Annotated in this window: 19 protein-coding genes and 1 pseudogene; 10 read left to right on the top strand and 10 right to left on the bottom strand. The window is 51.7% G+C overall.

Translation table 11 applies throughout. The annotated features are described in order from the left end of the window. Nucleotides 1-46: 46 nt before the first annotated feature. The 4 genes from LVQ79_RS19125 (at nucleotide 47) to LVQ79_RS19140 (ending at nucleotide 3,625) form a co-directional block, all read left to right on the top strand. Entirely contained in the window at nucleotides 47-973 is a 927-nt protein-coding gene (locus tag LVQ79_RS19125) for an ABC transporter ATP-binding protein (protein ID WP_064516268.1), read from the top strand. Continuing rightward, a complete protein-coding gene (locus LVQ79_RS19130; RefSeq protein WP_034460895.1) occupies nucleotides 970-1,740 on the top strand; it encodes an ABC transporter permease in 771 nt (256 codons plus the stop codon). The genes LVQ79_RS19125 and LVQ79_RS19130 overlap by 4 nt, the downstream gene beginning before the upstream one ends. A gap of 118 nt (nucleotides 1,741-1,858) precedes the next feature. After that, on the top strand, nucleotides 1,859-2,290 hold the full coding sequence (locus LVQ79_RS19135) for a PTS sugar transporter subunit IIA (RefSeq protein ID WP_151994977.1): 432 nt from the start codon (nucleotides 1,859-1,861) through the stop codon (nucleotides 2,288-2,290). Between the two features lie 84 nt (nucleotides 2,291-2,374). After that, a complete protein-coding gene (locus LVQ79_RS19140; RefSeq protein ID WP_232866157.1) occupies nucleotides 2,375-3,625 on the top strand; it encodes a polysaccharide deacetylase family protein in 1,251 nt (416 codons plus the stop codon). Between the two features lie 54 nt (nucleotides 3,626-3,679). On the opposite strand, the gene panD is transcribed toward LVQ79_RS19140, so the two are convergent. The 9 genes and pseudogenes from panD to thpR all read right to left on the bottom strand — a co-directional run bounded on the left by panD (nucleotide 3,680) and on the right by thpR (nucleotide 10,674). Further along, a complete protein-coding gene (gene panD, locus LVQ79_RS19145) occupies nucleotides 3,680-4,060 on the bottom strand; it encodes an aspartate 1-decarboxylase (RefSeq protein WP_034460890.1) in 381 nt (126 codons plus the stop codon). 93 nt (nucleotides 4,061-4,153) lie between these two features. Then, on the bottom strand, nucleotides 4,154-5,008 hold the full coding sequence (gene panC, locus LVQ79_RS19150) for a pantoate--beta-alanine ligase (RefSeq protein WP_034460889.1): 855 nt from the start codon (nucleotides 5,006-5,008) through the stop codon (nucleotides 4,154-4,156). A gap of 13 nt (nucleotides 5,009-5,021) precedes the next feature. Beyond that, a complete protein-coding gene (gene panB / locus LVQ79_RS19155) occupies nucleotides 5,022-5,816 on the bottom strand; it encodes a 3-methyl-2-oxobutanoate hydroxymethyltransferase (RefSeq protein ID WP_232866159.1) in 795 nt (264 codons plus the stop codon). 66 nt (nucleotides 5,817-5,882) lie between these two features. Next, nucleotides 5,883-6,362, bottom strand: a complete 480-nt coding sequence (gene folK, locus LVQ79_RS19160; protein ID WP_154151443.1) for a 2-amino-4-hydroxy-6-hydroxymethyldihydropteridine diphosphokinase — start codon at nucleotides 6,360-6,362, stop codon at nucleotides 5,883-5,885. Then, on the bottom strand, nucleotides 6,359-7,756 hold the full coding sequence (gene pcnB, locus LVQ79_RS19165) for a polynucleotide adenylyltransferase PcnB (protein WP_226812135.1): 1,398 nt from the start codon (nucleotides 7,754-7,756) through the stop codon (nucleotides 6,359-6,361). Before pcnB ends, folK begins: the two co-directional genes overlap by 4 nt. Before the next feature lie 56 nt (nucleotides 7,757-7,812). Then, nucleotides 7,813-8,708: pseudogene (gluQRS, locus tag LVQ79_RS19170) on the bottom strand (tRNA glutamyl-Q(34) synthetase GluQRS). 77 nt (nucleotides 8,709-8,785) lie between these two features. Then, nucleotides 8,786-9,241 carry an RNA polymerase-binding protein DksA gene (gene dksA, locus LVQ79_RS19175; RefSeq protein WP_064556776.1) on the bottom strand — a complete coding sequence of 152 codons (456 nt, stop codon included), beginning with the start codon at nucleotides 9,239-9,241 and terminating at the stop codon, nucleotides 8,786-8,788. A 188-nt stretch (nucleotides 9,242-9,429) separates the two neighbouring features. Then, a complete protein-coding gene (sfsA, locus tag LVQ79_RS19180) occupies nucleotides 9,430-10,134 on the bottom strand; it encodes a DNA/RNA nuclease SfsA (RefSeq protein WP_232866161.1) in 705 nt (234 codons plus the stop codon). After that, the gene (thpR, locus tag LVQ79_RS19185; RefSeq protein ID WP_232866163.1) at nucleotides 10,135-10,674 is read right to left on the bottom strand and encodes an RNA 2',3'-cyclic phosphodiesterase; all 540 of its coding nucleotides are present in this window, start codon (nucleotides 10,672-10,674) and stop codon (nucleotides 10,135-10,137) included. Between the two features lie 72 nt (nucleotides 10,675-10,746). On the opposite strand from thpR, the gene hrpB reads away from it, so the two are divergent. The 6 genes from hrpB (at nucleotide 10,747) to fhuB (ending at nucleotide 22,011) form a co-directional block, all read left to right on the top strand. Continuing rightward, the gene (gene hrpB / locus LVQ79_RS19190) at nucleotides 10,747-13,179 is read left to right on the top strand and encodes an ATP-dependent helicase HrpB (protein ID WP_232866165.1); all 2,433 of its coding nucleotides are present in this window, start codon (nucleotides 10,747-10,749) and stop codon (nucleotides 13,177-13,179) included. Between the two features lie 79 nt (nucleotides 13,180-13,258). Beyond that, nucleotides 13,259-15,823: a bifunctional glycosyl transferase/transpeptidase gene (gene mrcB, locus LVQ79_RS19195; protein WP_232866167.1), complete on the top strand. Its 2,565-nt coding sequence runs from the start codon at nucleotides 13,259-13,261 to the stop codon at nucleotides 15,821-15,823. A gap of 212 nt (nucleotides 15,824-16,035) precedes the next feature. Further along, entirely contained in the window at nucleotides 16,036-18,285 is a 2,250-nt protein-coding gene (gene fhuA, locus LVQ79_RS19200; protein ID WP_232866169.1) for a ferrichrome porin FhuA, read from the top strand. Nucleotides 18,286-18,332: 47 nt separating this feature from the next. Further along, nucleotides 18,333-19,130, top strand: a complete 798-nt coding sequence (gene fhuC / locus LVQ79_RS19205; protein WP_232866171.1) for a Fe3+-hydroxamate ABC transporter ATP-binding protein FhuC — start codon at nucleotides 18,333-18,335, stop codon at nucleotides 19,128-19,130. Beyond that, nucleotides 19,130-20,029 carry a Fe(3+)-hydroxamate ABC transporter substrate-binding protein FhuD gene (gene fhuD / locus LVQ79_RS19210; protein WP_232866173.1) on the top strand — a complete coding sequence of 300 codons (900 nt, stop codon included), beginning with the start codon at nucleotides 19,130-19,132 and terminating at the stop codon, nucleotides 20,027-20,029. Before fhuC ends, fhuD begins: the two co-directional genes overlap by 1 nt. After that, a complete protein-coding gene (gene fhuB / locus LVQ79_RS19215; protein WP_232866174.1) occupies nucleotides 20,026-22,011 on the top strand; it encodes a Fe(3+)-hydroxamate ABC transporter permease FhuB in 1,986 nt (661 codons plus the stop codon). The genes fhuD and fhuB overlap by 4 nt, the downstream gene beginning before the upstream one ends. 103 nt (nucleotides 22,012-22,114) lie before the next feature. Here the strand turns inward: fhuB and hemL are convergent, their stop codons facing one another. Next, nucleotides 22,115-23,395 (bottom strand): glutamate-1-semialdehyde 2,1-aminomutase, encoded by a 1,281-nt coding sequence (hemL, locus tag LVQ79_RS19220; protein WP_232866176.1) that lies wholly within the window; start codon nucleotides 23,393-23,395, stop codon nucleotides 22,115-22,117. Between the last annotated feature and the right edge of the window lie 64 nt (nucleotides 23,396-23,459).

Genomic DNA, 23,459 nt, shown 5'->3' on the forward strand with positions numbered 1-23,459 from the left:
TTTAAACAGCTTAACTTTTTTGTACCGAACAAGGTAACCGCAAATAATGACCATTGCATTAGAACTGGAACAGTTAACGAAAACCTATCCCGGCGGTGTTCAGGCACTGCGTGGCATAGATCTTCGTGTTGAGGCAGGGGACTTTTACGCTCTGCTGGGGCCGAATGGCGCAGGGAAATCCACTACCATCGGTATTATCAGCTCGCTGGTAAATAAAACCTCTGGTCGGGTACGCGTGTTTGGTTATGACCTGCAAAAAGACATTGTTAATGCTAAACGCCAGCTTGGTTTGGTGCCGCAGGAGTTTAACTTCAACCCATTTGAGACCGTACAGCAAATCGTTGTGCACCAGGCGGGATACTATGGCGTTGAAAAAAACGAAGCCATCGCGCGTAGCGAAAAGTACCTGAAACAGCTCGATCTGTGGGAAAAACGCAACGAACGTGCACGTATGTTATCAGGTGGTATGAAACGCCGCCTGATGATTGCTCGTGCCTTAATGCATGAGCCAAAGTTGCTGATTCTTGATGAACCAACAGCGGGGGTCGACATAGAACTGCGTCGCTCGATGTGGGGATTCCTGAAGGATCTGAACGATAAAGGCACCACTATTATTCTGACCACTCACTACCTTGAAGAAGCAGAAATGCTGTGCCGCAATATCGGCATTATTCAAAACGGTGAGCTAGTCGAAAACACCTCGATGAAATCACTACTTTCAAAACTGAAGTCAGAGACTTTTATTCTCGATTTAGCACCGAAAAGCCCATTACCAAAGCTTGATGGCTATCAATATCGGCTGGTGGATACTTCCACTCTGGAAGTAGAAGTGCTGCGTGAGCAAGGAATAAATAGTGTCTTCAGTCAGTTAAGCTCGCAAGGGGTTCAGGTATTAAGTATGCGTAACAAAGCTAACCGTCTTGAGGAGTTGTTCGTCACGCTGGTAAATGGCTCGAAAGGAGAGCAGGCATGATGCATCTCTATTGGGTGGCGCTAAAAAGTATCTGGACCAAAGAAATCCACCGTTTCACGCGTATCTGGATCCAGACTCTGGTACCGCCGGTCATCACCATGACCCTGTATTTTATTATTTTCGGTAATTTGATTGGCTCACAGATTGGCTCAATGCATGGTTTTACCTACATGCAGTTTATCGTGCCGGGTCTTATCATGATGGCGGTGATTACTAACTCTTACGCTAACGTGGCATCTTCGTTCTTCAGTGCGAAGTTCCAGCGCAACATTGAAGAGCTGCTGGTGGCACCGGTGCCGACGCACATTATCATTGCCGGTTATGTTGGCGGCGGCGTGGCGCGCGGTCTGTGTGTTGGGATTTTGGTGACGGCAGTATCGCTGTTCTTCGTGCCTTTCCAGGTTCACTCATGGCTTTTTGTCGCCCTGACGCTGCTGTTGACTGCAATCCTGTTCTCGCTTGCTGGTTTGCTCAATGCCGTTTTTGCCAAGACCTTTGACGACATCAGCCTGATCCCAACCTTCGTGCTGACTCCGCTGACCTATTTAGGCGGTGTGTTCTACTCCCTGACGCTGTTGCCGCCATTCTGGCAGGCTTTATCCCACCTGAACCCAGTGGTGTATATGATCAGCGGCTTCCGTTACGGTTTCCTCGGTATCAACGACGTACCATTGCTGTTTACTGTCACAGTATTGGTGGGCTTTATCGCCGCCTTCTATATCCTGTGCTGGTATCTGATTCAACGTGGCCGCGGTCTGCGCAGCTAATTCTGCTAACCTCCCCGAAAGGGGAGGTTACTGAGAGTTTTCTTACTCCGTTTTGATTAGCATCACGTGGCAGATTTCTCGCTCTGGCACACTTGCGCTCTGCGAAAAGGAGAACGCCATGTTAGGTTGGGTTATTGCCGGTCATGACTATTACGCTCAGGATATGCTGGATGCAATCGAGCGACGTTTTGGGCCGCAACCGCAATGTTATGCGGTGAATTATTGGAATGGGCTTAGCACCAATATGCTGAGCCGTATGATGTGTGATGCATTGTACAATTGCGATTCTGGGGATGGAGTGGTCTTTCTGACCGATAAAACCGGGGCTGCACCTTATCGTACGGCTGCACTTATGAGCCACCAACATTCACATTGTGAAGTGATCTCTGGCGTCACGCTGCCTGTGCTATTTGCGATGCGTATGCATCGAGAAACGCTGACCAGCGAAGAGTTCCGTGACCGCATTGTTGAGCAGGGCGGCGATGACATCACCAGCCTCTGGCATCAACAGCAAAAAAATCCACCATTTGTGTTACTCCACCAATATTGATTTGAAAGGTTGGTATTGGGTGGGCTTTTGTTAGAATGACACCCTCTTTCCGTCGTTGAGACACTCAGTGCTATCAAATTCGTTATGCTAACTCGCCTTATTTTTGCTGTGCTGATGCTGATTTGTGGCAGTAGCGCTAATGCCAGTCTGCTCAGCAGCAATCATACTCCCGCGCAATATATGCAAACCACTGAAGATGCTGATATCTGGGCGCAGGTGGGGGATAAAGTCATCTCTGTTGGCACTGTTCAGGAAGGGCAGATTCTGGCGGTCGTGCCAATGGCGGCAGACTATTACGAATTTAACTTTGGTTTTGGCACCGGCTTTATTGATAAAGCGCATCTTGAACCGGTTGTTGGTAAGCAACGAATTGAAGACCGACTTGGTGACCTGAATAAACCGCTGAGCAACCAAAATCTGGTCACTTTCCGTGATGTTACCGTGTATAACGAACCGGATATCCGCAGCGCCACGTTTGGAACATTGGCCGATAATTTACGCTACCCAATTATTGCCAGTCTGAAAGACCATTTAAACCAAACCTGGTATCAAATTCGTATTGGCAATCGTCTTGGGTATGTCAGCAGTCTCGATGCGCAGCAGGACAATGGTATTCCGGTACTCACCTACCACCATATTTTGCGTGATGAAGAGAACACACGCTTTCGCCATACATCAACAACTACCTCGGTGGTAGCTTTCAGCAACCAAATGACCTGGTTGCGCGATACGGGGTACACCACCCTTACGATGTATCAGCTCGAAGGCTACGTGCGTAACCGTATGAATCTGCCTGCGCGGGCGGTAGTGATTACCTTTGACGACGGGCTGAAATCGGTCTATCGCTACGCTTATCCGATTCTTAAAGAGTATGGATTCAAAGCGACGTCCTTTATTATTTCTTCACGCATCAAGGCGCATCCGCAAACCTGGAACCCGAAAACGCTGCAATTTATGAGTATCTCGGAATTACAGGCCAGCCAGGATGTGTTTGATATCCAGTCGCATACCCATTTCTTGCATCGCGTTGACGCTAATCGTCAGCCGACACTTTTACGCCGCACCTATCGTAATATCCTGCTTGATTTTGAACACTCGCGACGCGCGCTTGCGCAGTTTAATCCGCATGTTTTATACCTTTCGTATCCGTTCGGCGGTTACAACGATAAGGCGGTAACAGCCGCTAACGATGCGGGGTTCCATATGGCAGTGACGACAGTGCGTGGGAAAGTGAAGCCGGGGGATAATCCGTTTTTGCTAAAACGGCTTTATATACTGAGAACTGACTCGCTAGAAACGATGTCACGGCTAATTAGTAACCAGACTAAGTCTTAAGATAAAAAAAGACCTGCTTAACAAAGCAGGTCTTTTTCATTCGTTCGGAGGTTGTTATGCAACCTGAACCGGTACGGCTTTCGCGAGACGTTTCATTTCGTTGTCGCCATCGAAATAGGCGACTTTCGGCTGCCAGGTGCGTGCTTGCTCATCTGGCATAGTCACGTAAGTGGCAATAATCATAATGTCGCCCACATCAGCACAATGCGCTGCAGCACCATTCACCGAAATGATTTTTGAACCGCGCTCACCCGCGATAGCGTAAGTTGAAAAACGCTTACCGTTGGTGACGTTATAAATATCAATGGCTTCATATTCCAGAATGCCTGCCGCCTCAAGGAAGTCCTGATCGATGGCGCAGGAGCCTTCATAATGCAAATCCGCCTGCGTCACTTTGACACGGTGAAGTTTGCCTTGCAGCATGGTGCGTATCATAAAATTAAACCTTTATTACGGGGTCCGAATAGAGCTGATTTTATCAGCTCTATGAATATAAGCGGGCAGTATTGCCCGATTTATGAATGCTGTCTACTGCGCCAGATCAACCTGAATATTATCAATCAAACGCGCCTGACCAAGCCATGCAGCCATTAATACCACCGCACGTTTACTCTCAACGTTCAGCTCTAACAAGGTATCGGCATCGCGGATTTGTAGGTCGTCAGAACGAAAACCTTTTTCATTCAGTTCGGTGGCGGCGATAGCCAACATTTCTTCGGTATCACGCTCACCAGACCGCAGTTTATCTGCCAGAGACTGCATCACTTTATGCAAACCTGGGGCAATTTTGCGCTGTTCTGCAGTTAGGTAACCGTTGCGTGAACTCAGTGCCAGGCCATCTTTTGCGCGAACCGTTGGCACGCCGATAATTTCGATGTCATAGCCCATATCCGCCACCATCTTGCGGATCACGGCGACTTGCTGGAAATCCTTCTCACCGAAGCAGGCGATATCAGGTTGCACCATGTTAAAGAGCTTGCTGACAATGGTAGAGACGCCACGGAAATGCCCTGGGCGACTTGCGCCTTCGAGCATGGTAGAAAGCCCAGGGACTTCAACAAAGGTCTGTGAGTCCAGTCCTTGTGGATAAATATCGGCTGGGGCAGGGGCAAACACCAAATCGACTTTGCGACGGTTTAGTTTCTCGCAATCTTCCTGCAAGGTGCGCGGGTAGCGAGTTAAATCATCCGGACGGTCAAACTGCATTGGGTTCACAAAAATGGTGGTAACCACCACATCGGCGCGGCTTTTCGCATCATCGACCAGTTTCATATGGCCGTCGTGCAGGTTGCCCATGGTCGGCACCAGTGCGATGCGCTTGCCTTCCTGGCGCCAGCGGCGGATTTGCTGACGTAACAGCGGTATCGTTTCGATAATCAACACAACCCTTCTCCTGTCAGTGGAAACTATGTTCTTCACCTGGGTAGGTGCCTGATTCAACTTCAGCTATGTACTGGCGTACCGCGGCTCGCATGTCGCCGTTTCCTGTAAGGAAGTTTTTGGCAAATTTTGGAATATGGCCACCGGTGATACCAAATGCATCGTGCATAACCAGAATCTGTCCATCAGTGACATTACCCGCGCCAATACCGATGACCGGAATGCTCAGCGCTTCAGTGATGCGTTTTGCCAGAGCGACCGGAACACATTCCAACACCAACAATTGTGCACCTGCCGCTTCGAGTGCCACGGCATCATCAAACAGCGTTTGTGCGGCGGCTTCATCGCGGCCCTGAACTTTATAACCACCAAAGATGTTCACGGATTGCGGCGTCAGGCCCAAATGCCCGCATACCGGAACAGCTCGCTCGGTCAGCATTTTGACTGTTTCGACCAGCCAACTCCCGCCTTCGATTTTGACCATATTAGCACCAGCGCGCATAACGATGGCTGAATTGTCAAACGCTTGTTCAGGTGTGGCATATGCCATAAATGGCAGGTCAGCAAGCAGCAGGCAGTTTGGAGCACCACGACGTACCGCGCGAGTGTGGTAGGCAATATCTTCCACGGTAACGGGTAAAGTGGAGTCGTGCCCCTGAACAGTCATCCCTAACGAATCGCCAACTAGCATCACACCAATGCCTTCATCGGCAAACAGTTTTGCAAAGCTGAAATCATAAGAGGTGATGGTTGCGAATTTGCGTTGAGCCTGTTTCCACTGGCGCAACTGAGACATGGTGATTGGTTTCATGGCAATCCCAGAGAAATAAGAATGAGAGGTGAAATCGCTACATTAGCAAACAGAACACGTCCGTGGTTACCAAAACGTAATCCCATCCTGGGAGAGAGTATCTAAAATATCAGCGGCGCGCTTGCCGTCCGGGAAGGTGCAGTCAGGTGCAATTTCCAGCAGCGGAACCAACATAAACGCGCGATTTTTCATATCATAATGCGGCACGATAAGTGTTGGCGTTGCGACAGTCAGATTACCGAACAGCATAATGTCGAGATCAAGCGTGCGCGGCCCCCAGCGTTCAGCTTTGCGCACGCGACCATGCTCCAACTCAATACGTTGAGTATGGGCCAGTAATGCTTCAGGAGACAGTTCGGTTTCCAGGGCAACAGCAGCATTGAGATAATCAGGTTGGTCTTGCGGGCCGAGCGGCGGAGTGCGGTAGTACGAAGATGTTGCAACCACCCGGCTTTGCGGAATGGTTGCAATGGCGTCTAACGCATGAGTCACTTGCTCAAGCGGAGACGCCTGGTTGCTGCCGAGTGCGATGTACGCAAGCGTCATGCACTTCCACCGCTGCGTGGTGCACGCTTGCGTGGACGACGATGGCGGCGGCGTACTGCTGGCTCATCACCTAAAACATCGAGCATATCTTTCTGTGCCGGCGGAGCTGCAACCTGGAACTCACCCCACCATTTGGTCAGGCGCAGTAATTCCTGGTTATTTTCCACTTCAGCACGCAGTGCCAGCAAATCGTAAGCTGCACGGAATTTAGGATGCTCCATCAGCTTCCATGCGCGTTTTCCCTGGCGGCGTGACAGGCGAAGCTGCAGGCCCCAGATATCACGAACCAGCGTGGTGATACGTTTTGGAATCGCCAGCGCACGGCAAGCTTCATCCAGCACTTCGTTCATCGCCAGTGCAAAAGCGTCCATATAGGCAAGGCCACTTTCCTGAGTCAGCTTTTGGGCCATCTCAAGTTGCGGATACCAGAATATGGCAGAGAACAAGAAGGCCGGATTAACACGCATATCATTCTGAATGCGGTTATCGGTATTCTTCAGCACCTGAACGATCATGCGTTCCATCGGGCTGTCACCCTGCTCGGTAAAGTAGCGGGTGATGGTCGGGAATAACGGCTGGAACAGCTGATATTCGCGCAGTAATTCGTAAGTTGGATAACCGTGGCCAGCTTGCAGAAGTTTCAGTGATTCTTCAAACAAACGAGCAGGTGGTACATCGTTAATCAAGGTCGCTAAGCGCGGAATTGGTTCGCCAGTTTCCGGGCTAATCGTCATATTCAGCTTGGCTGCAAAGCGCACTGCACGAAGCATACGTACAGGGTCTTCACGGTAGCGTGTTTCAGGATCACCAATCAGACGGATAACGCCATTGCGTAAATCACGCAGGCCACCGACATAATCGCGAACAGAGAAATCAGCCACGCTGTAATAGAGGCTGTTGATTGTGAAATCGCGGCGTTGTGCATCTTCTTCGATAGAACCGAAGATGTTGTCACGAAGCAACATACCGTTTTGACCGGTCTGCGAAGTCTGTTTGTCAGACTTTTGCTCTTCGTGGTGACCACGGAAAGTAGCAACTTCGATGATTTCCGGCCCAAACATCACGTGCGCCAGACGGAAGCGACGACCCACCAGACGACAGTTGCGGAACAGTTTACGCACTTGATCTGGCGTAGCACTGGTCGTGACATCAAAGTCTTTCGGCTGTTTGCCGAGCAAAAGGTCACGGACACCGCCGCCCACGAGGTAAGCCTCGTAGCCTGCTTTGTTCAGACGATAGAGCACCTTGAGGGCATTTTCACTGATATCTTTGCGGGACAGAGCGTGCTGGTCACGCGGAATTACCGTGATTTGCGGGAGATCTTCAATCTCCTCGACCACGACGTCATCGCGGTTAAGCACCTTGCGGCAAAAATTAGCGACTCGGGTAAAAATAGTACACCTCGGCAGTGTCAATCATAGGGACAAAAAAAACAGCGGCTAATCATAGCTCAGTGCGTGGCATTTGAGAATGGCGTATTCACGCCGAGCCTGGTTCAATAGCCTCAAGCGACCAGGTTTGCACCGCCTGACTGAGTAACTCGTTGAGCGTCAAATCTTGCCAATGGGCAATTTCTGGTTGATTCAAAAATGCCAGCGCGGCATGAATAACCGGACGTGGATCGCCTTGCGGTAGGGCTGGCGCGTGATTTTGCTTAGAAAGTTTTGCCCCATTCTCATTAAGTACTAAGGGCAAATGCACGTAATCAGGCACCGTCCAACCAAATTGTTGATACAGCGAAATTTGTCTTACCGTTGGCTCAATTAAATCTGCGCCACGTACAATTTCGCTCACACCTTGATAATTATCATCCACTACCACAGCAAGATTATAGGCAAATAACCCATCCCGGCGGTGAATGATGAAATCTTCACGAGCCAGTTGTTCGTCGGCTATTAACGTCCCGTGAAGTTTATCTTCAAAACTTAATACCGGGTGATGTTGCATTAAACGCAACGCGGCATTATTAGGACCATGGTTTAACGTGCGGCAATGGCCATCGTAAAAACCGCCAATTTGCTGGATCCGGCTGCGCGTGCAAGTGCAGTAATAACTCAGCCCTTGCTGATGTAACCATGAGAGTGCTTCGCGGTAGGCTTCGTGTCGTTGGGATTGCCATAAAACGTCACCATCCCACTCCAAACCGTAATGTTCCAGTTGCCGCAATATAGTAGCAGCAGCGCCCGGTACTTCACGTGGCGGGTCGATATCTTCAATACGCACCAGCCATTGGCCTTGTTTTGAGCGTGCTTGCAGGTAGCTGCCGAGTGCGGCAATTAACGAGCCGAAATGGAGTTCACCCGAAGGTGAGGGGGCAAAGCGCCCAATGTAGTGCGGTGTGTTCATGATTTGCTGCGGTAGGCCAGAAATAAATAAGGCGGGAGAGTATCCCGCCATTATGAGTAATCTGAAATTGCGAGCCGTTAACCGGCCATTTGTTTTTCGCGAATTTCTGCCAACGTTTTACAGTCAATGCACAAATCAGCTGTCGGGCGAGCTTCGAGACGGCGGATGCCGATTTCAACACCACAGGACTCGCAGAAACCGAAGTCTTCGTCTTCTACTTTCTTGAGTGTCTTCTCGATTTTCTTGATCAGTTTACGTTCCCTGTCACGGTTACGCAGTTCGAGGCTGAACTCTTCTTCCTGGGCTGCACGGTCTACCGGGTCCGGGAAGTTTGCTGCTTCGTCTTGCATATGCGTTACCGTGCGATCAACTTCATCCATAAGTTGGCTACGCCAGGCTTCAAGAATAAGCTTGAAGTGCGACAGCTGGGCTTCGTTCATATACTCTTCGCCCGCTTTCACCTGATATGGCTCCACCCCAGCGATGGCGAGGATACTCAGGGACGATGTTTTACGCTTTTGCCCTTCTTGCATGTTGTTTCTCCTTAACACGCACTATCGGTCCCCTGTTCGGGGGAAAATCAGGCCGCTATAAATAGCAGATGCTTTTCAGGATGGCAATTATATAAATTCCTCTCTTGACAAGCCTGTGAAGAAAAGCGTATTTACGCGAGCCACCAGCACACAAAACAGACAAACGTTAACTGCTCTTTATTAAAAAATTATAAACAGACAGGCAACGGCGAAATTAGAGTAAGCCCAAGGGCTGAAAGTTCAGCCTTATAAGCGATAACTTCAACTCCACACTGTTGCGCCTCGCATAATAATTGTGCGTATTTGGCATCGATGTGGCGTGCCGGGGAAACCTGGGTGATAGCAGAATGCAATACTGCAAATAGCAGCACCGCGCGTTCGCCCTGCATAACCACGTTCATCAACTCTCGCAAATGCTTCTGCCCTCGCAGGCTTACGGCATCCGGAAAATAGCCATTTCCTTGTTCTGATAACGTGACTGATTTTACTTCAATATAGCAGTTAACCTTGCAATCTGCCTGTAACATAAAATCAATGCGGCTGCGCTCTGCACCGTATTTCACTTCACTTTTAATGGTTGTGTAACCAATTAATTCTGAAATGCTTTCCGAACTTAATGCTTCCTTCACGACCGCATTAGCGCGCAGCGTATTAACGCAAATAAACTCGCCGTTTTGCGTCTGGGTTATTTCCCAGGTATGGGGATATTTTCGGGTCGGGCTATCTGATGTGGAATACCACACTGTATCGCCAGGTGTTGCACATCCGGTCATCGCGCCGGTGTTTGGGCAATGTAGCGTCAATTCTTCACCGGAAGGCGTAACGACATCGGCAAGAAAGCGTTTATAGCGTTTGATGAGTGTGGCCGGTTGTAGTGAGGGACTAAACTCCATTTACTCTTCCTTATTGCTTAATGACCAGCGCTGTAGCTCCAGGTAATGCGTTCGCCCGTGCTTGAAAACTGACTCATACAATACGAAGTCTTCAACTTTGTATTGCCAGCGAAAATTGGGTGGAGGAATAGAAACCGCGCGCGGTGTATTGCGATAAAGCGTGATATGCGGATGAAAAGGCTGCGGGCTTTGGTAACAACCATTGCGCGCTGCCTGGGAGCGTAACATATTCGCAAGTTGAATAAGCCCTAAAGGGGCGTGACGTGGGCCAATCCACACCACGTTTGACCGCAACCACTGCCCTGCATCATCAATTGTCAGGGTAAAACTGCTTTGGCGGATTCTCCCGGCGAGCAGGCTGAGTGCTTTTTGCTTTTCAGCACTGATATCACCTAAAAAGGCGAGCGTCAGGTGCAAATTTGCAGCAGCGACCGGTCGCCCGGAATCTTCTGGAAACTGTGTGGCGCGCCACTGGATAATCTGTTGTTGTACCTCTTTAGGTAATTCGAGGGCAAAAAACAGACGGCGAGTTTCAGCCATAGTGGTCTCTCGTTATGAATTGGCTTGATGCTACAATAGCGAACTTCGCATCATACCCGTTTGGAGCCGTTTGTGCCGTCATTACCGGTTGCCGCAGTGCTACCCGATATTCTTAACGCCTTGCAAAATGCGTCCCAGGTTTTACTGAGCGCCCCAACGGGGGCGGGTAAATCGACGTGGCTACCGTTGCAGATTTTACGACAGGCAAACTTAGGCGGTCGCATTCTACTGCTGGAACCACGTCGCCTGGCTGCGCGTAATGTTGCACAGCGTCTGGCTGAGTTATTGGGTGAAAAGCCTGGTGAAACAGTCGGCTACCGGATGCGTGCCGAAACGTGCGTCGGGCCGAACACTCAGCTTGAAGTCGTGACCGAAGGCATTCTGACGCGCATGATTCAGCACGATCCTGAGCTTTCAGGTGTTGCGCTGGTGATCCTCGATGAATTTCACGAACGCAGCCTGCAAGCCGATCTGGCGCTGGCGTTGTTACTCGACGTCCAGCAAGGGTTACGTGACGATCTTAAATTGCTGATTATGTCGGCAACGCTTGATAATGCGCGCCTTCAGCAATGTTTACCGGAAGCTCCGGTAATCAGTTCTGAAGGGCGAGCTTTTCCTGTCGAGCGCCGCTATAGCCCGCTCTCTACTCATCAGCGTTTTGATGAAGCCGTTGCCATTGCCGTGGCGAATTTACTGCGCGATGAGTCGGGCTCTCTGTTGCTGTTTTTACCCGGAGTGGGTGAAATTCAGCGTGTTATGCAACAGCTGCAAGAGCGCGTCACAAGTGATATTCAGCTTTGTCCGTTATACGGTGCACTGCCTTTAAGCGAACAGCGCAAAGCAATTCTCCCGGCGGCAAACGGCACTCGCAAAGTGGTGCTGGCGACCAATATTGCCGAAACCAGCCTGACGATTGAAGGTATTCGCCTTGTGGTGGATTGCGCCCAGGAGCGCGTCGCGCGTTTTGACGTTCGCACTGGGCTCACAAGGCTTATCACCCAACGAATTAGCCAGGCGTCGATGATTCAACGCGCCGGGCGAGCGGGGCGTCTGGAGCCGGGTATCTGTCTACACTTAACCAGTGCCGAGCAGGCAGAACGCGCGAGCTTGCAAAGTGAACCAGAAATCCTGCAAAGCGACCTCTCTGGCCTGCTACTCGATTTACTGCAATGGGGTTGCCAGGAACCGGACCAGTTGACCTGGCTTGATGCCCCGCCTGTCGCCAATTTAGTGGCCGCACGAACCTTGTTGCGCCAGCTCAAAGCGCTCGATGAGCAAAACAAACTCACGCCAGTCGGCCAAAAAATGGCGAACATGGGTAACGAACCTCGTCTGGCCGCGATGCTGGTTAACGCTAAAGATGCCGACCAACAGGCAACCGCTGCACGGCTTGTCGCGATTCTTGAGGAGCCACCACGTGGTCAGGACAGTGATTTGCGTAACGCTTTTAGCCGACGTCAGGAGAATTGGCAGCAGCGTAGTTCTCAGCTTCTTAAGCGTCTTAACAGCCGTGGTGGAGAAGCAGATTTTTCTCTTGCCGCACCGTTACTGGCACAAGCTTTCCCCGACAGAATTGCCCGTCGTCGTGGACTGGATGGTCGTTACCAGCTAGCTAACGGCATGGGCGCGATGCTTAACCAGGATGATCCGCTAACTCGCTACGAATGGCTGTTAGCACCGCTATTATTGCAGGGCAGCAATACGCCTGATGCGCGTATTTTGCAGGCTATCCCGCTGGATATTGAGTCGCTAACGCTACAGTGCCCGGCGTTGCTGACCGAAAGTGACACCGTTGAGTGGGATGAAACTCAAGGTACTTTAAAGGCGTTTCGCCGCACTCAGATAGGCAAACTTGTAGTGAAAGTTCAGCCACTGGCGAAACCTTCCGAAGATGAGCTCCACCAGGCAATTCTTAATGGTATTCGTGAGAAAGGTCTGTCAGTGCTTAACTGGCCGGCACATGCGCAGCAGTTAAGAACACGCCTGGTATGTGCAGCAAAATGGTTGCCAGAACTTAAATGGCCAGACGTGTCAGACGAGGCATTGCTGCGTGATTTAGACCGCTGGTTATTACCCGAACTGCATGGTGTACACTCGCTTCGCGCGTTAAAAAACATTGATGTCACACGGGCGTTACAGAACCTGATCGACTGGAACGCACGCGTACGTCTGGATAGTGCGCTGCCAACTCATTACACTGTGCCCACTGGAAGCCAGATAGCCATTCGCTATGATGATGAAAACCCGCCAGTTCTTGCTGTGCGTATGCAAGAAATGTTTGGTGAAGCTCAAACTCCGGTGATTGCCGAAGGCCGTGTGCCACTGGTTCTGGAGTTGCTCTCCCCGGCACAGCGCCCATTGCAGATTACGCGTGATTTAACCGCATTCTGGAACGGTGCGTATCGGGAAGTGCAAAAAGAGATGAAAGGACGTTATCCAAAACACGTCTGGCCGGACTCGCCAGCAGACGCGCTGCCTACGCGGCGTACCAAAAAGTACCAATAACTTTGAGAGATTTCCTCTTTCGACTTGAGTTGAGATGAGGAGAATCAGGCCGTGCGCCTTATTTTTGGTGGAGAAAGCAATGGCGGGGAATGACCGCGAACCGATTGGACGTAAAGGAAAACCTTCACGTCCTGTGAAAGAGAAAGTAAGCCGTCGTCGTGTCCGTGAAGAGGAATATGACGCGGATTACGATGATGATTATGAAGACGAGGAACCGATGCCGCCACGTAAAGGAAAAGGTAGTGGCAATGGCAATGGTCGCCCGCCACGTAAAAAACGCCGTTGGTTCTGGTTCCTGGTAAAACTGTTTGTTGTCTTTGCTGTGCTGTTCGTGATTTACGGTGTTTACCTGGATCAGAAGATCCGTACCCGTATTGATGGGAAAGTCTGGCAGCTCCCGGCGGCAGTCTATGGCCGTATGGTGAACCTTGAACCAGACATGCCGTACAGCAAAAAAGAGATGGTTAACCTGCTGGAAGCGACCCAGTACCGTCAGGTGACGAAGATGACGCGCCCTGGTGAGTTTACGGTTCAGGGCAACAGCATTGAGATGATCCGTCGTCCGTTTGATTTCCCTGACAGTAAAGAAGGGCAGATCCGCGCACGTCTGAATTTTGATGGTGACCATCTGGAATCCATCCAGAACATGGATAACAACCGCAGCTTCGGTTTCTTCCGTCTGGATCCTCGCTTGATCACCATGTTGTCTTCACCGAACGGTGAACAGCGCCTGTTTGTGCCGCGCACCGGTTTCCCGGAGCTGTTGGTCGACACGTTGATCGCAACAGAAGACCGCCATTTCTATGAGCACGATGGGATTAGCTTCTTCTCCATTGGCCGTGCGGTGCTGGCGAACCTGACAGCTGGCCGTACCGTGCAGGGCGCAAGTACGCTGACGCAGCAGTTGGTCAAAAACTTGTTCTTATCGAGCGAGCGTTCTTACTGGCGTAAAGCGAACGAAGCGTACATGGCGCTGATCATGGATGCGCGTTACGGCAAAGATCGCATCCTTGAGCTGTACCTGAACGAGGTGTACCTCGGCCAGAGCGGTGACAATGAAATTCGCGGTTTCCCACTGGCGAGCCTGTATTACTTTGGCCGCCCGGTAGAAGAACTGAGCCTCGATCAGCAAGCATTGCTGGTGGGCATGGTAAAAGGCGCGTCGATTTATAACCCATGGCGTAACCCGAAACTGGCGCTGGAACGTCGTAACCTTGTATTGCGCTTGCTGCAAGAGCAGAAGGTGATTGACCAGGAACTTTACGACATGCTGAGCGCGCGCCCTCTGGGTGTGCAACCGCGTGGTGGTGTGATTTCACCGCAGCCTGCTTTTATGCAGATGGTTCGTAATGAGCTCCAGACCAAACTTGGCGACAAAGTTAAAGACTTGTCCGGCGTGAAGATCTTCACCACTTTCGACTCCGTTTCTCAGGATGCGGCAGAAAAAGCGGTGAGTGAAGGGGTTCCGGTTCTGCGTAACTCGCGCAAACTGAAAGATCTGGAAGCGGCAATGGTCATTGTTGACCGTTCAACCGGTGAAGTTCGTGCGATGGTCGGCGGAGCGGAAACGCAGTTTGCGGGCTTTAACCGCGCGATGCAGGCACGCCGTTCTATCGGTTCTCTGGCAAAACCAGCGACCTATCTGACGGCATTAAGCCAGCCGGACGCTTACCGTCTGAATACCTGGATTGCCGATGCACCAATCGCGCTGAAGCAACCGAACGGGCAAGTGTGGTCGCCACAAAACGATGACCGTCGCTACAGTGAGAGTGGCAAGGTCATGCTAGTGGACGCGCTGACGCGTTCTATGAACGTGCCAACCGTCAACCTGGGGATGGCGCTGGGCCTGCCTGCTGTCACAGATACCTGGGTCAAGCTTGGCGTGCCGCAGAACCAGTTACATCCGGTTCCTGCGATGTTGCTGGGGGCGCTGAACCTGACGCCAATTGAAGTGGCTCAGGCATTCCAGACCATCGCCAGCGGCGGTAATCGCGCCACGCTTTCGGCTCTGCGTTCGGTGATTGCTGAAGACGGCACCGTGCTGTACCAAAGCTTCCCACAGGCGGAGCAGGCTGTTCCACCACAGGCCGCCTACATGACGCTGTTTACCATGCAGCAGGTTATGGCTCGCGGTACTGGCCGTGCGTTAGGTGGCAAATATCCGAACCTGCACTTAGCAGGAAAAACGGGTACCACCAACGATAACGTGGATACCTGGTTTGCGGGCATTGATGGCAAAGAAGTCGCCATTACATGGGTAGGGCGTGACAACAACCAGCCGACCAAGTTGTATGGTGCGAGCGGGGCGATGTCGCTTTATCAACGTTATCTGGCTAACCAGACGCCAATTCCGCTGGTACTTAATCCACCGGAAGACATCGTTGATATGGGCGTTGATAGCGCAGGCTACTTCCAGTGCGGCGGTGGCGGGGATCGTGTGTTGCCAGTGTGGACCACTAATCCGGACGGGTTGTGCCAGCAAAGCCAGCAGGCTGAGCAGAACAACAATCCGTTTAGTCAGTCACAGTCGCCACAGACTCAGCAGCCGCAACAACAGCAGCAGCAACAACAACAACCGCAGCAGCAGCCTGAATCAAGTGATGGTGTTGCAGGTTGGATTAAGGACATGTTCGGCAGCAAATAAACCTCAAGGTTTTCCCATAAAGCCTCCGTTTACCACGGGGGCTTTTCTTTTTTATTAATCCCATGCAATCACTCTGGTTAATTATTATTCCCTCGCGCTTACCAGGGGCGTTTCCTGCTTGCTATGCACTTTCCGTTTCGTCTATTATTCTGCGGCTAATAATAATTATCGTTTACGTTATCATTCGTCACTACTTCATCAGAGAAAAACCAATGGCGCGTTTAAGAACTGGACAACCAGTCAACACCTCAATCCGTAAACTTGCATTCTTTGTTGCGGCCGCCGTCAGTGGCGTGAGTGCATCAAGCTTTGCAGCAGACAACACAACTACTAAAGAAGACACCATCACTGTTTCTGCCTCAGCCCCGCAAGAGAGTGCCTGGGGACCTGCGGCCACCATCGCGGCGCGTCAGTCTGCGACCGGGACCAAAACCGATACGCCTATTGAAAAGGTACCTCAGTCTATTTCTGTGGTGACCGCTGAAGAGATGGCGTTACATCAACCAAGATCGGTGAAAGAAGCATTGAGCTATACCCCAGGTGTTGCTGTGGGAACTCGTGGCGCTTCAAATACTTATGACTATTTGGTGATTCGCGGATTTGCGGCCGATGGTCAGAGTCAGAATAACTACCTCGACGGTATGAAGATGCAGGGCAACTTCTATAACGACGCGGTGGTAGATCCTTATATGCTGGAGCGCGCTGAAATCATGCGTGGTCCGGTTTCCGTTCTGTACGGAAAAAGCAGCCCGGGTGGTTTGCTGAACATGGTAAGTAAGCGTCCGACCACGGAACCGCTGAAAGAGATCCAGTTCAAAATGGGCACCGATAACCTGTTCCAGACCGGCTTTGACTTCAGCGATGCAATAGATGACGACGGCGTGTACTCGTACCGCTTAACGGGTCTGGCTCGTTCGAACAATGCTCAGCAGGAGCGTGCTGAAGAGCAGCGTTATACCATCGCGCCGTCTTTCTCATGGCGTCCTGATGACAAAACTAACTTTACCTTCCTCTCTTACTTCCAGAATGAACCGGAAACCGGTTACTACGGCTGGCTGCCAAAAGAGGGAACGGTCGATCCGCTGCCAAACGGCGATCGTCTGCCTACTGACTTCAATGAAGGTGCGAAGAACAATACCTATTCTCGTAATGAGAAAATGGTTGGCTACAGCTTCGACCATGAATTCAACGATACCTTTACCGTGCGTCAGAACTTGCGCTTTGCTGAAAACAAAACTTCGCAAAACAGCGTCTACGGTTACGGCGTCTGTTCCGATCCAGCTAACAGCTTTAGCAAGCAATGTGCGGCGTTAGCGCCAGCGGACAAAGGCCATTATCTGGCGCGTAAATACGTGGTTGATGATGAGAAGCTGCAAAACTTCACTGTTGATACCCAGTTGCAGAGCAAATTTGCCACCGGCGAAGTGGACCACACTCTGCTGACCGGCGTTGACTTTATGCGTATGCGTAACGACATCAACTCTTGGTTTGGTTACGACGACTCCGTACCGCTGCTGGATCTCTACAATCCGGTGTATACCGATTTTGATTTCAATTCGAAAGATCCGGCGAACTCCGGTCCGTATCAGATCCTGAACCGCCAGAAGCAAACGGGCCTCTATGTTCAGGACCAGGCGCAATGGGATAAAGTGCTGGTGACGTTGGGCGGTCGTTATGACTGGGCCGATCAGGAATCCTACAACCGCGTGGCTGGTACCACTTCCAAACGTGATGACACTCAGTTTACCTGGCGTGGTGGTGTTAACTATCTGTTTGATAACGGTATCACACCGTATTTCAGCTACAGTGAGTCGTTTGAACCTGCTTCACAGACCGACGCGCAGGGTAATCTTTTCTCACCTTCTACAGGTAAGCAGTATGAAGCGGGCCTGAAATATGTGCCGAGCGATCGTCCGATTGTATTGACCGGCGCGGTGTACCAATTGACCAAAACCAACAACCTGATGGCTGACCCTGCGGGCTCATTCTTCTCGGTTGAAGGTGGTGAAATTCGTGCGCGTGGCGTTGAAGTTGAAGCGAAAGCGGCACTGTCTGCGAGCGTAAACGTGGTTGGTTCTTACACCTACACCGAGGCTGAGTACACCACGGATACCAACTACAAAGGCAACACGCCAGCACAGGTGCCAAAACATATGGCTTCACTGTGGGCTGACTACACCTTCTTTGATGGCGCACTGTCTGGTCTGACGTTAGGCACTGGTGGACGCTTCACCGGATCCAGCTATGGCGACCCGGCGAACTCCTTCAAAGTGGGAAGTTATACCGTTGTCGATGCGCTGGTGCGCTACGATTTGGCGCGTGTTGGTATGGCGGGTTCCAACGTGGCTGTTCACGTGAATAACCTATTCGATCGTGAATATGTAGCCAGTTGCTTCAACACCTACGGTTGCTTCTGGGGCGCTGAGCGTCAGGTTGTTGCGACTGCAACATTCCGCTTCTAAGTGCATTCGGGCACGGTTCGCCGTGCCCATCAACAAAGATGGCTGCCATGCAGGACAAACTCGTTCATCCCGATACCACGTTTAGCCTCACTGACGTTACCTTCCGCGTACCCGGTCGCACGCTTCTCCATCCTCTGTCGATTACCTTTCCTGTCGGAAAAGTCACCGGCCTGATTGGACACAACGGCTCGGGCAAATCGACACTGCTGAAAATGCTTGGCCGCCATCAGAAGTCCTCTGATGGGGAAATCAGTCTTAACAATCAACCATTGGATAGCTGGAGCAGTAAGGAATTTGCGCGCAAGGTCGCGTATTTGCCGCAGCAACTCCCGGCGGCTGAAGGGATGACTGTACGTGAGCTGGTGGCGATTGGTCGCTATCCGTGGCACGGTGCGCTTGGTCGTTTTGGAGTGGCGGACAGAGAACTGGTTGAAGAAGCTATCTCTTTAGTTGGATTGAAACCTTTTGCTCATCGTCTGGTAGACAGCCTTTCCGGTGGTGAACGCCAGCGTGCGTGGATTGCCATGCTGGTGGCGCAAGATAGTCGCTGCCTGTTATTGGATGAACCGACATCAGCGCTGGATATTGCCCATCAGGTTGATGTGCTGGCACTGATACATCGTCTTAGCCAGGAACGCGGTCTGACGGTAATTGCCGTTTTGCACGATATCAATATGGCGGCTCGCTACTGCGATCATCTTGTTGCATTGCGTGGTGGTGAAATGATTGCGCAGGGTTCTCCTGCAGAACTGATGCAAAGTGAAACGCTGGAACAGATTTACGGCATCCCGATGGGCATTCTGCCGCATCCGGCGGGTGCTGCTCCGGTGAGCTTTGTCTACTGATGAGTGAGCTGATTAACCCTTTGCTGAGCCGTCGCCAGTTGTTAACGGCACTGGCGCTCTCACCGCTGTTGCTCAAAATGGGCAATGTACATGCGGCCTCAATCGATCCTCAGCGCATTGTTGCTCTGGAATGGTTACCGGTGGAACTGATGCTGGCGTTGGGGATAACGCCTTACGCGATGGCGGATACCACCAATTACAAAGCCTGGGTCGGCGAGCCGAAACTGCCCGATGGCATAATTGAAGTGGGTTTACGCACCGAACCAAATCTTGAACTTCTGACACAGTTAAAACCGTCTCTGATTCTCTATTCTGCCGGCTACGGCCCATCACCGGAAAAGTTAGCGCGTATCGCACCGGGACTGGGTTTTAGTTTCAACGATGGTTCCGGGAAACCGCTGACCGTTGCTCGCCAGTCATTGACAGAACTGGGCGAAAAATTAGGTATGCAGCAGGAAGCACGCGATCACCTGCTGAAATTTGATCAATTTATCGAGCAGATGAAACCCCGCTTTGCTTCCCGCGGGGATAAGCCCGTCTTGCTGATGACATTGTTAGATTCCCGCCACGCGCTGGTTATTGGCAAAAACAGTCTGTTCCAACAGGTGATGGAGTTGCTAGGCGTGAAAAACGCGTGGGCAGGTGAAACCAACTTCTGGGGCAGCGCAGTCGTTGGTCTTGAGCGCTTAGCCGAAGTCAAAGACGCCGATGTTATCTGCTTTGATCATAATAACGATGCTGAAATGGCCCGCGTAACCGCAACACCATTGTGGAACTCGATGCCTTTTGTTCGTCAAAACCGCTTCCAACGCGTCCCGCCAGTATGGCTTTACGGGGCGACACTTTCCGCCATGAACTTCACCACTACGCTTGCTAAAGCCATAGGGAGCCAGACGTGAAACATCGTTATGCTTTGCTCCCCGCGCTGCTTTTATCTCTGCTTTTTGTTATTGCCTGTGCGCTGACGCTACACAACCTGAATGCACAGTTGCCTTCTGCGCAGTGGAGTGCGGCCTGGTGGCAGCCCAATATTGATGACATCAATCAGATGTTATTCCACTACAGTTTGCTGCCGCGCCTTGCCATCTCGTTGTTAGTTGGGGCAGGGCTTGGATTAGTGGGCGTGTTATTCCAGCAAGTGTTACGAAACCCGCTTGCAGAGCCGACTACGCTTGGTGTGGCAAGTGGCGCGCAACTTGGTATCACGGTTGCCACACTGTGGGCATTGCCCGGTGGGTTTGCTACACAACAGTTTGCCGCTCTTGTAGGGGCAGGCGTTGTGGGGCTACTGGTGTTTGGCGTCGCCTGGGGCAAGCGGTTATCTCCGGTCACGCTGATCCTCGCAGGGTTAGTGCTGAGCCTTTACTGCGGAGCAGTAAACCAGCTGCTGGCTATTTTCCATCACGACCAGTTGCAGAACATGTTCCTGTGGAGCACTGGCTCGTTAAACCAACAAGACTGGGACATCGTCAACGGCCTCTGGCCTCGCCTGGTGGGCGGTTTGCTGTTAACACTGCTGCTGTTGCGCCCACTAACATTGATGGGCCTCGACGATGGTGTGGCGCGTAACCTTGGGCTGGCTCTTTCCATGGTGCGTCTCGCAACGCTGGTACTGGCGATTGCCATCAGTGCGCTGTTGGTTAATGCGGTTGGGATTATCGGCTTTATCGGCCTGTTCGCGCCTCTGTTGGCGAAAATGCTCGGAGCCCGTCGCCTGGTTGCGCGTTTATTCCTTGCACCAATCATCGGTGCATTGATTTTATGGTTGTCAGATCAATCAGTTATCTGGATTACCAACGTGTGGCGTGAGATCTCTACCGGTACGGTGACCGCTCTTATTGGAGCACCATTATTGCTGTGGCTGCTACCACGCTTGCGTACTGTTGGCACGCCAGCGATGAACCAGGGCGATAACGTTCCGAGCGAACGCCAGCATCTGGCATGGTGGGTGTTAGTCGGTAGCGGTGTGTTAGCCTTGGTTCTTGTCACTGCGCTAACGCTTGGACGCGATGCGTATGGCTGGAACTGGGTAAGCGGTTCGTTATTCCATGAGTTATTACAGTGGCGTTGGCCACGTGTATTAGCGGCACTGACTGCGGGCATGATGCTGGCGGTTGCTGGCAGCGTTATCCAACGACTGACCGGTAATGCGATGGCAAGCCCCGAAGTGTTAGGTATCAGCTCTGGTGCGGCATTCGGCGTGGTGGTGATGTTGTTTATCGTACCTGGAAATGCATTCGGTTGGTTGTTCCCGGCAGGTAGCCTGGGTGCAGCTGTAACGCTGTTGGTGATTATGATCACAGCCAGTCGTGGCGGTTTTTCCCCGCAACGCATGTTACTCGCCGGGATGGCACTGAGTACCGCGTTTACCATGTTGTTGATGTTGCTGATGGCGAGTGGCGATCCACGTATGGCGGGGATTCTGACGTGGATTTCTGGTTCAACGTATAACGTTACCGGCGATCAAGCCGTCAGAACGCTTATTCTAATGGTGATTCTTTTTGCCCTGACGCCGCTGTGTCGCCGTTGGTTGATGATACTTCCGCTAGGCGGAGCGACCGCAAGGGCAATCGGCATGGCGCTGACACCATCACGTTTTGCGCTGCTTTTGCTCGCTGCAACCTTAACCGCGGCGGCAACGATGACCGTCGGGCCACTCAGTTTTGTTGGCTTAATGGCACCACATATCGCGCGTATGCTGGGGTTCCGGCGTGCGATGCCGCAGCTGATAATATCGGCGTTATTAGGTGGGATGCTGATGGTTGCGGCGGACTGGTGCGGAAGAATGATCCTTTTCCCGGATCAGGTGCCTGCGGGCTTACTGGCGACCTTTATCGGCGCGCCTTATTTCATCTATTTGCTGCGTAAGCAGACGCGGTGATGAATGGTGGATGTCGCTTGCGCTAATCCACCCTACAACTGCAAAGTCTTTTCTTTCAGTAGGTCGGATTAGCGTAAGCGACATCCGACACTATCTATATCGATTACAGCTTCGCAAACACCCGACGCGCAGCGTCGATAGTCTTCTGAATATCTTCTTTCGAATGCGCAACTGACATAAAGCCTGCTTCAAACGCAGATGGTGCCAGGTAAACACCTTCTTCCAGCATCAGATGGAAGAACTTCTTAAAGCGCTCAACGTCACACGCCATCACGTCCTGGTAGCACGTCACAGATTCCGCATCCGTGAAGAACAAACCAAACATGCCACCCACATTGTTCACGACCAGTGGAATGTTTTCTTCTTTCGCTGCATGCAACAAACCGTTTGCCAGCATTTCGGTCAGTTCTGTCAATGTCTGGTGAATGCCAGGTTGCGCGACTTCAGTCAGGCAAGCGTAGCCTGCAGCCATCGCAATTGGGTTACCGGAAAGCGTACCCGCCTGATAAACCGGCCCCGTTGGTGCCAGCGCATCCATGATTTCACGACGACCGCCGAATGCACCTACCGGCATACCACCACCGATGATTTTGCCCAGGCATGTTAAGTCTGGCTCTACATCGTAGTAAGACTGCGCGCCCGCCAGTGCGACACGGAAACCGGTCATCACTTCATCGATAATAAACAACGCACCAAACTCGTCGCACAGCGCACGCAGGCCTGGCAGGAAGTCATCGTTTGGGGGAATGCAGTTCATGTTGCCTGCAACGGGTTCAACGATAATGCAGGCAATATCTTGCGGATATTGCTCAAACGCTGCGCGAACGGACGCGAGATCGTTATAGGTGCAGGTCAGCGTGTGTTTGGCGAAATCAGCAGGAACGCCCGGAGAGTTTGGCTGGCCGAGAGTCAGTGCACCAGAACCAGCTTTCACCAGCAGGCAGTCAGCGTGACCGTGGTAGCAGCCTTCGAACTTGATGATTTTATCGCGGCCGGTGAAGCCACGCGCCAGGCGAATTGCGCTCATGGTCGCTTCGGTGCCGGAATTCACCATGCGCACCATATCCATGGTTGGAACCAGTTCAGTCACCAGCTCCGCCATTTTTACTTCCATCTCGGTTGGCGCGCCAAAGCTTAAACCACGTTCAACCGCTTCAATCACGGCATTGCGAATTGCCGGGTGATTATGGCCGAGAACCATCGGGCCCCATGAACCGACATAGTCGATATAGGCTTTGCCGTCAGCGTCATACAGGTAAGCCCCGTCAGCGCGTTCAATAAACAGCGGCACACCGCCGACGCCAGTAAAAGCACGAACCGGCGAGTTCACGCCGCCAGGGATGACTTTACGTGCGGCAGCGTACAGGTTTTCAGACTTACTCATGAGGTGGCTCCAGGATTCGTATTATTGTGGCAACGCACTATTCTAAGGGAAACGCCCGGAGTTA

The sequence above is a fragment of the Buttiauxella cochleicola genome, from assembly GCF_021282405.1.
GTDB classification, from domain to species: Bacteria; Pseudomonadota; Gammaproteobacteria; order Enterobacterales; family Enterobacteriaceae; genus Buttiauxella; species Buttiauxella massiliensis.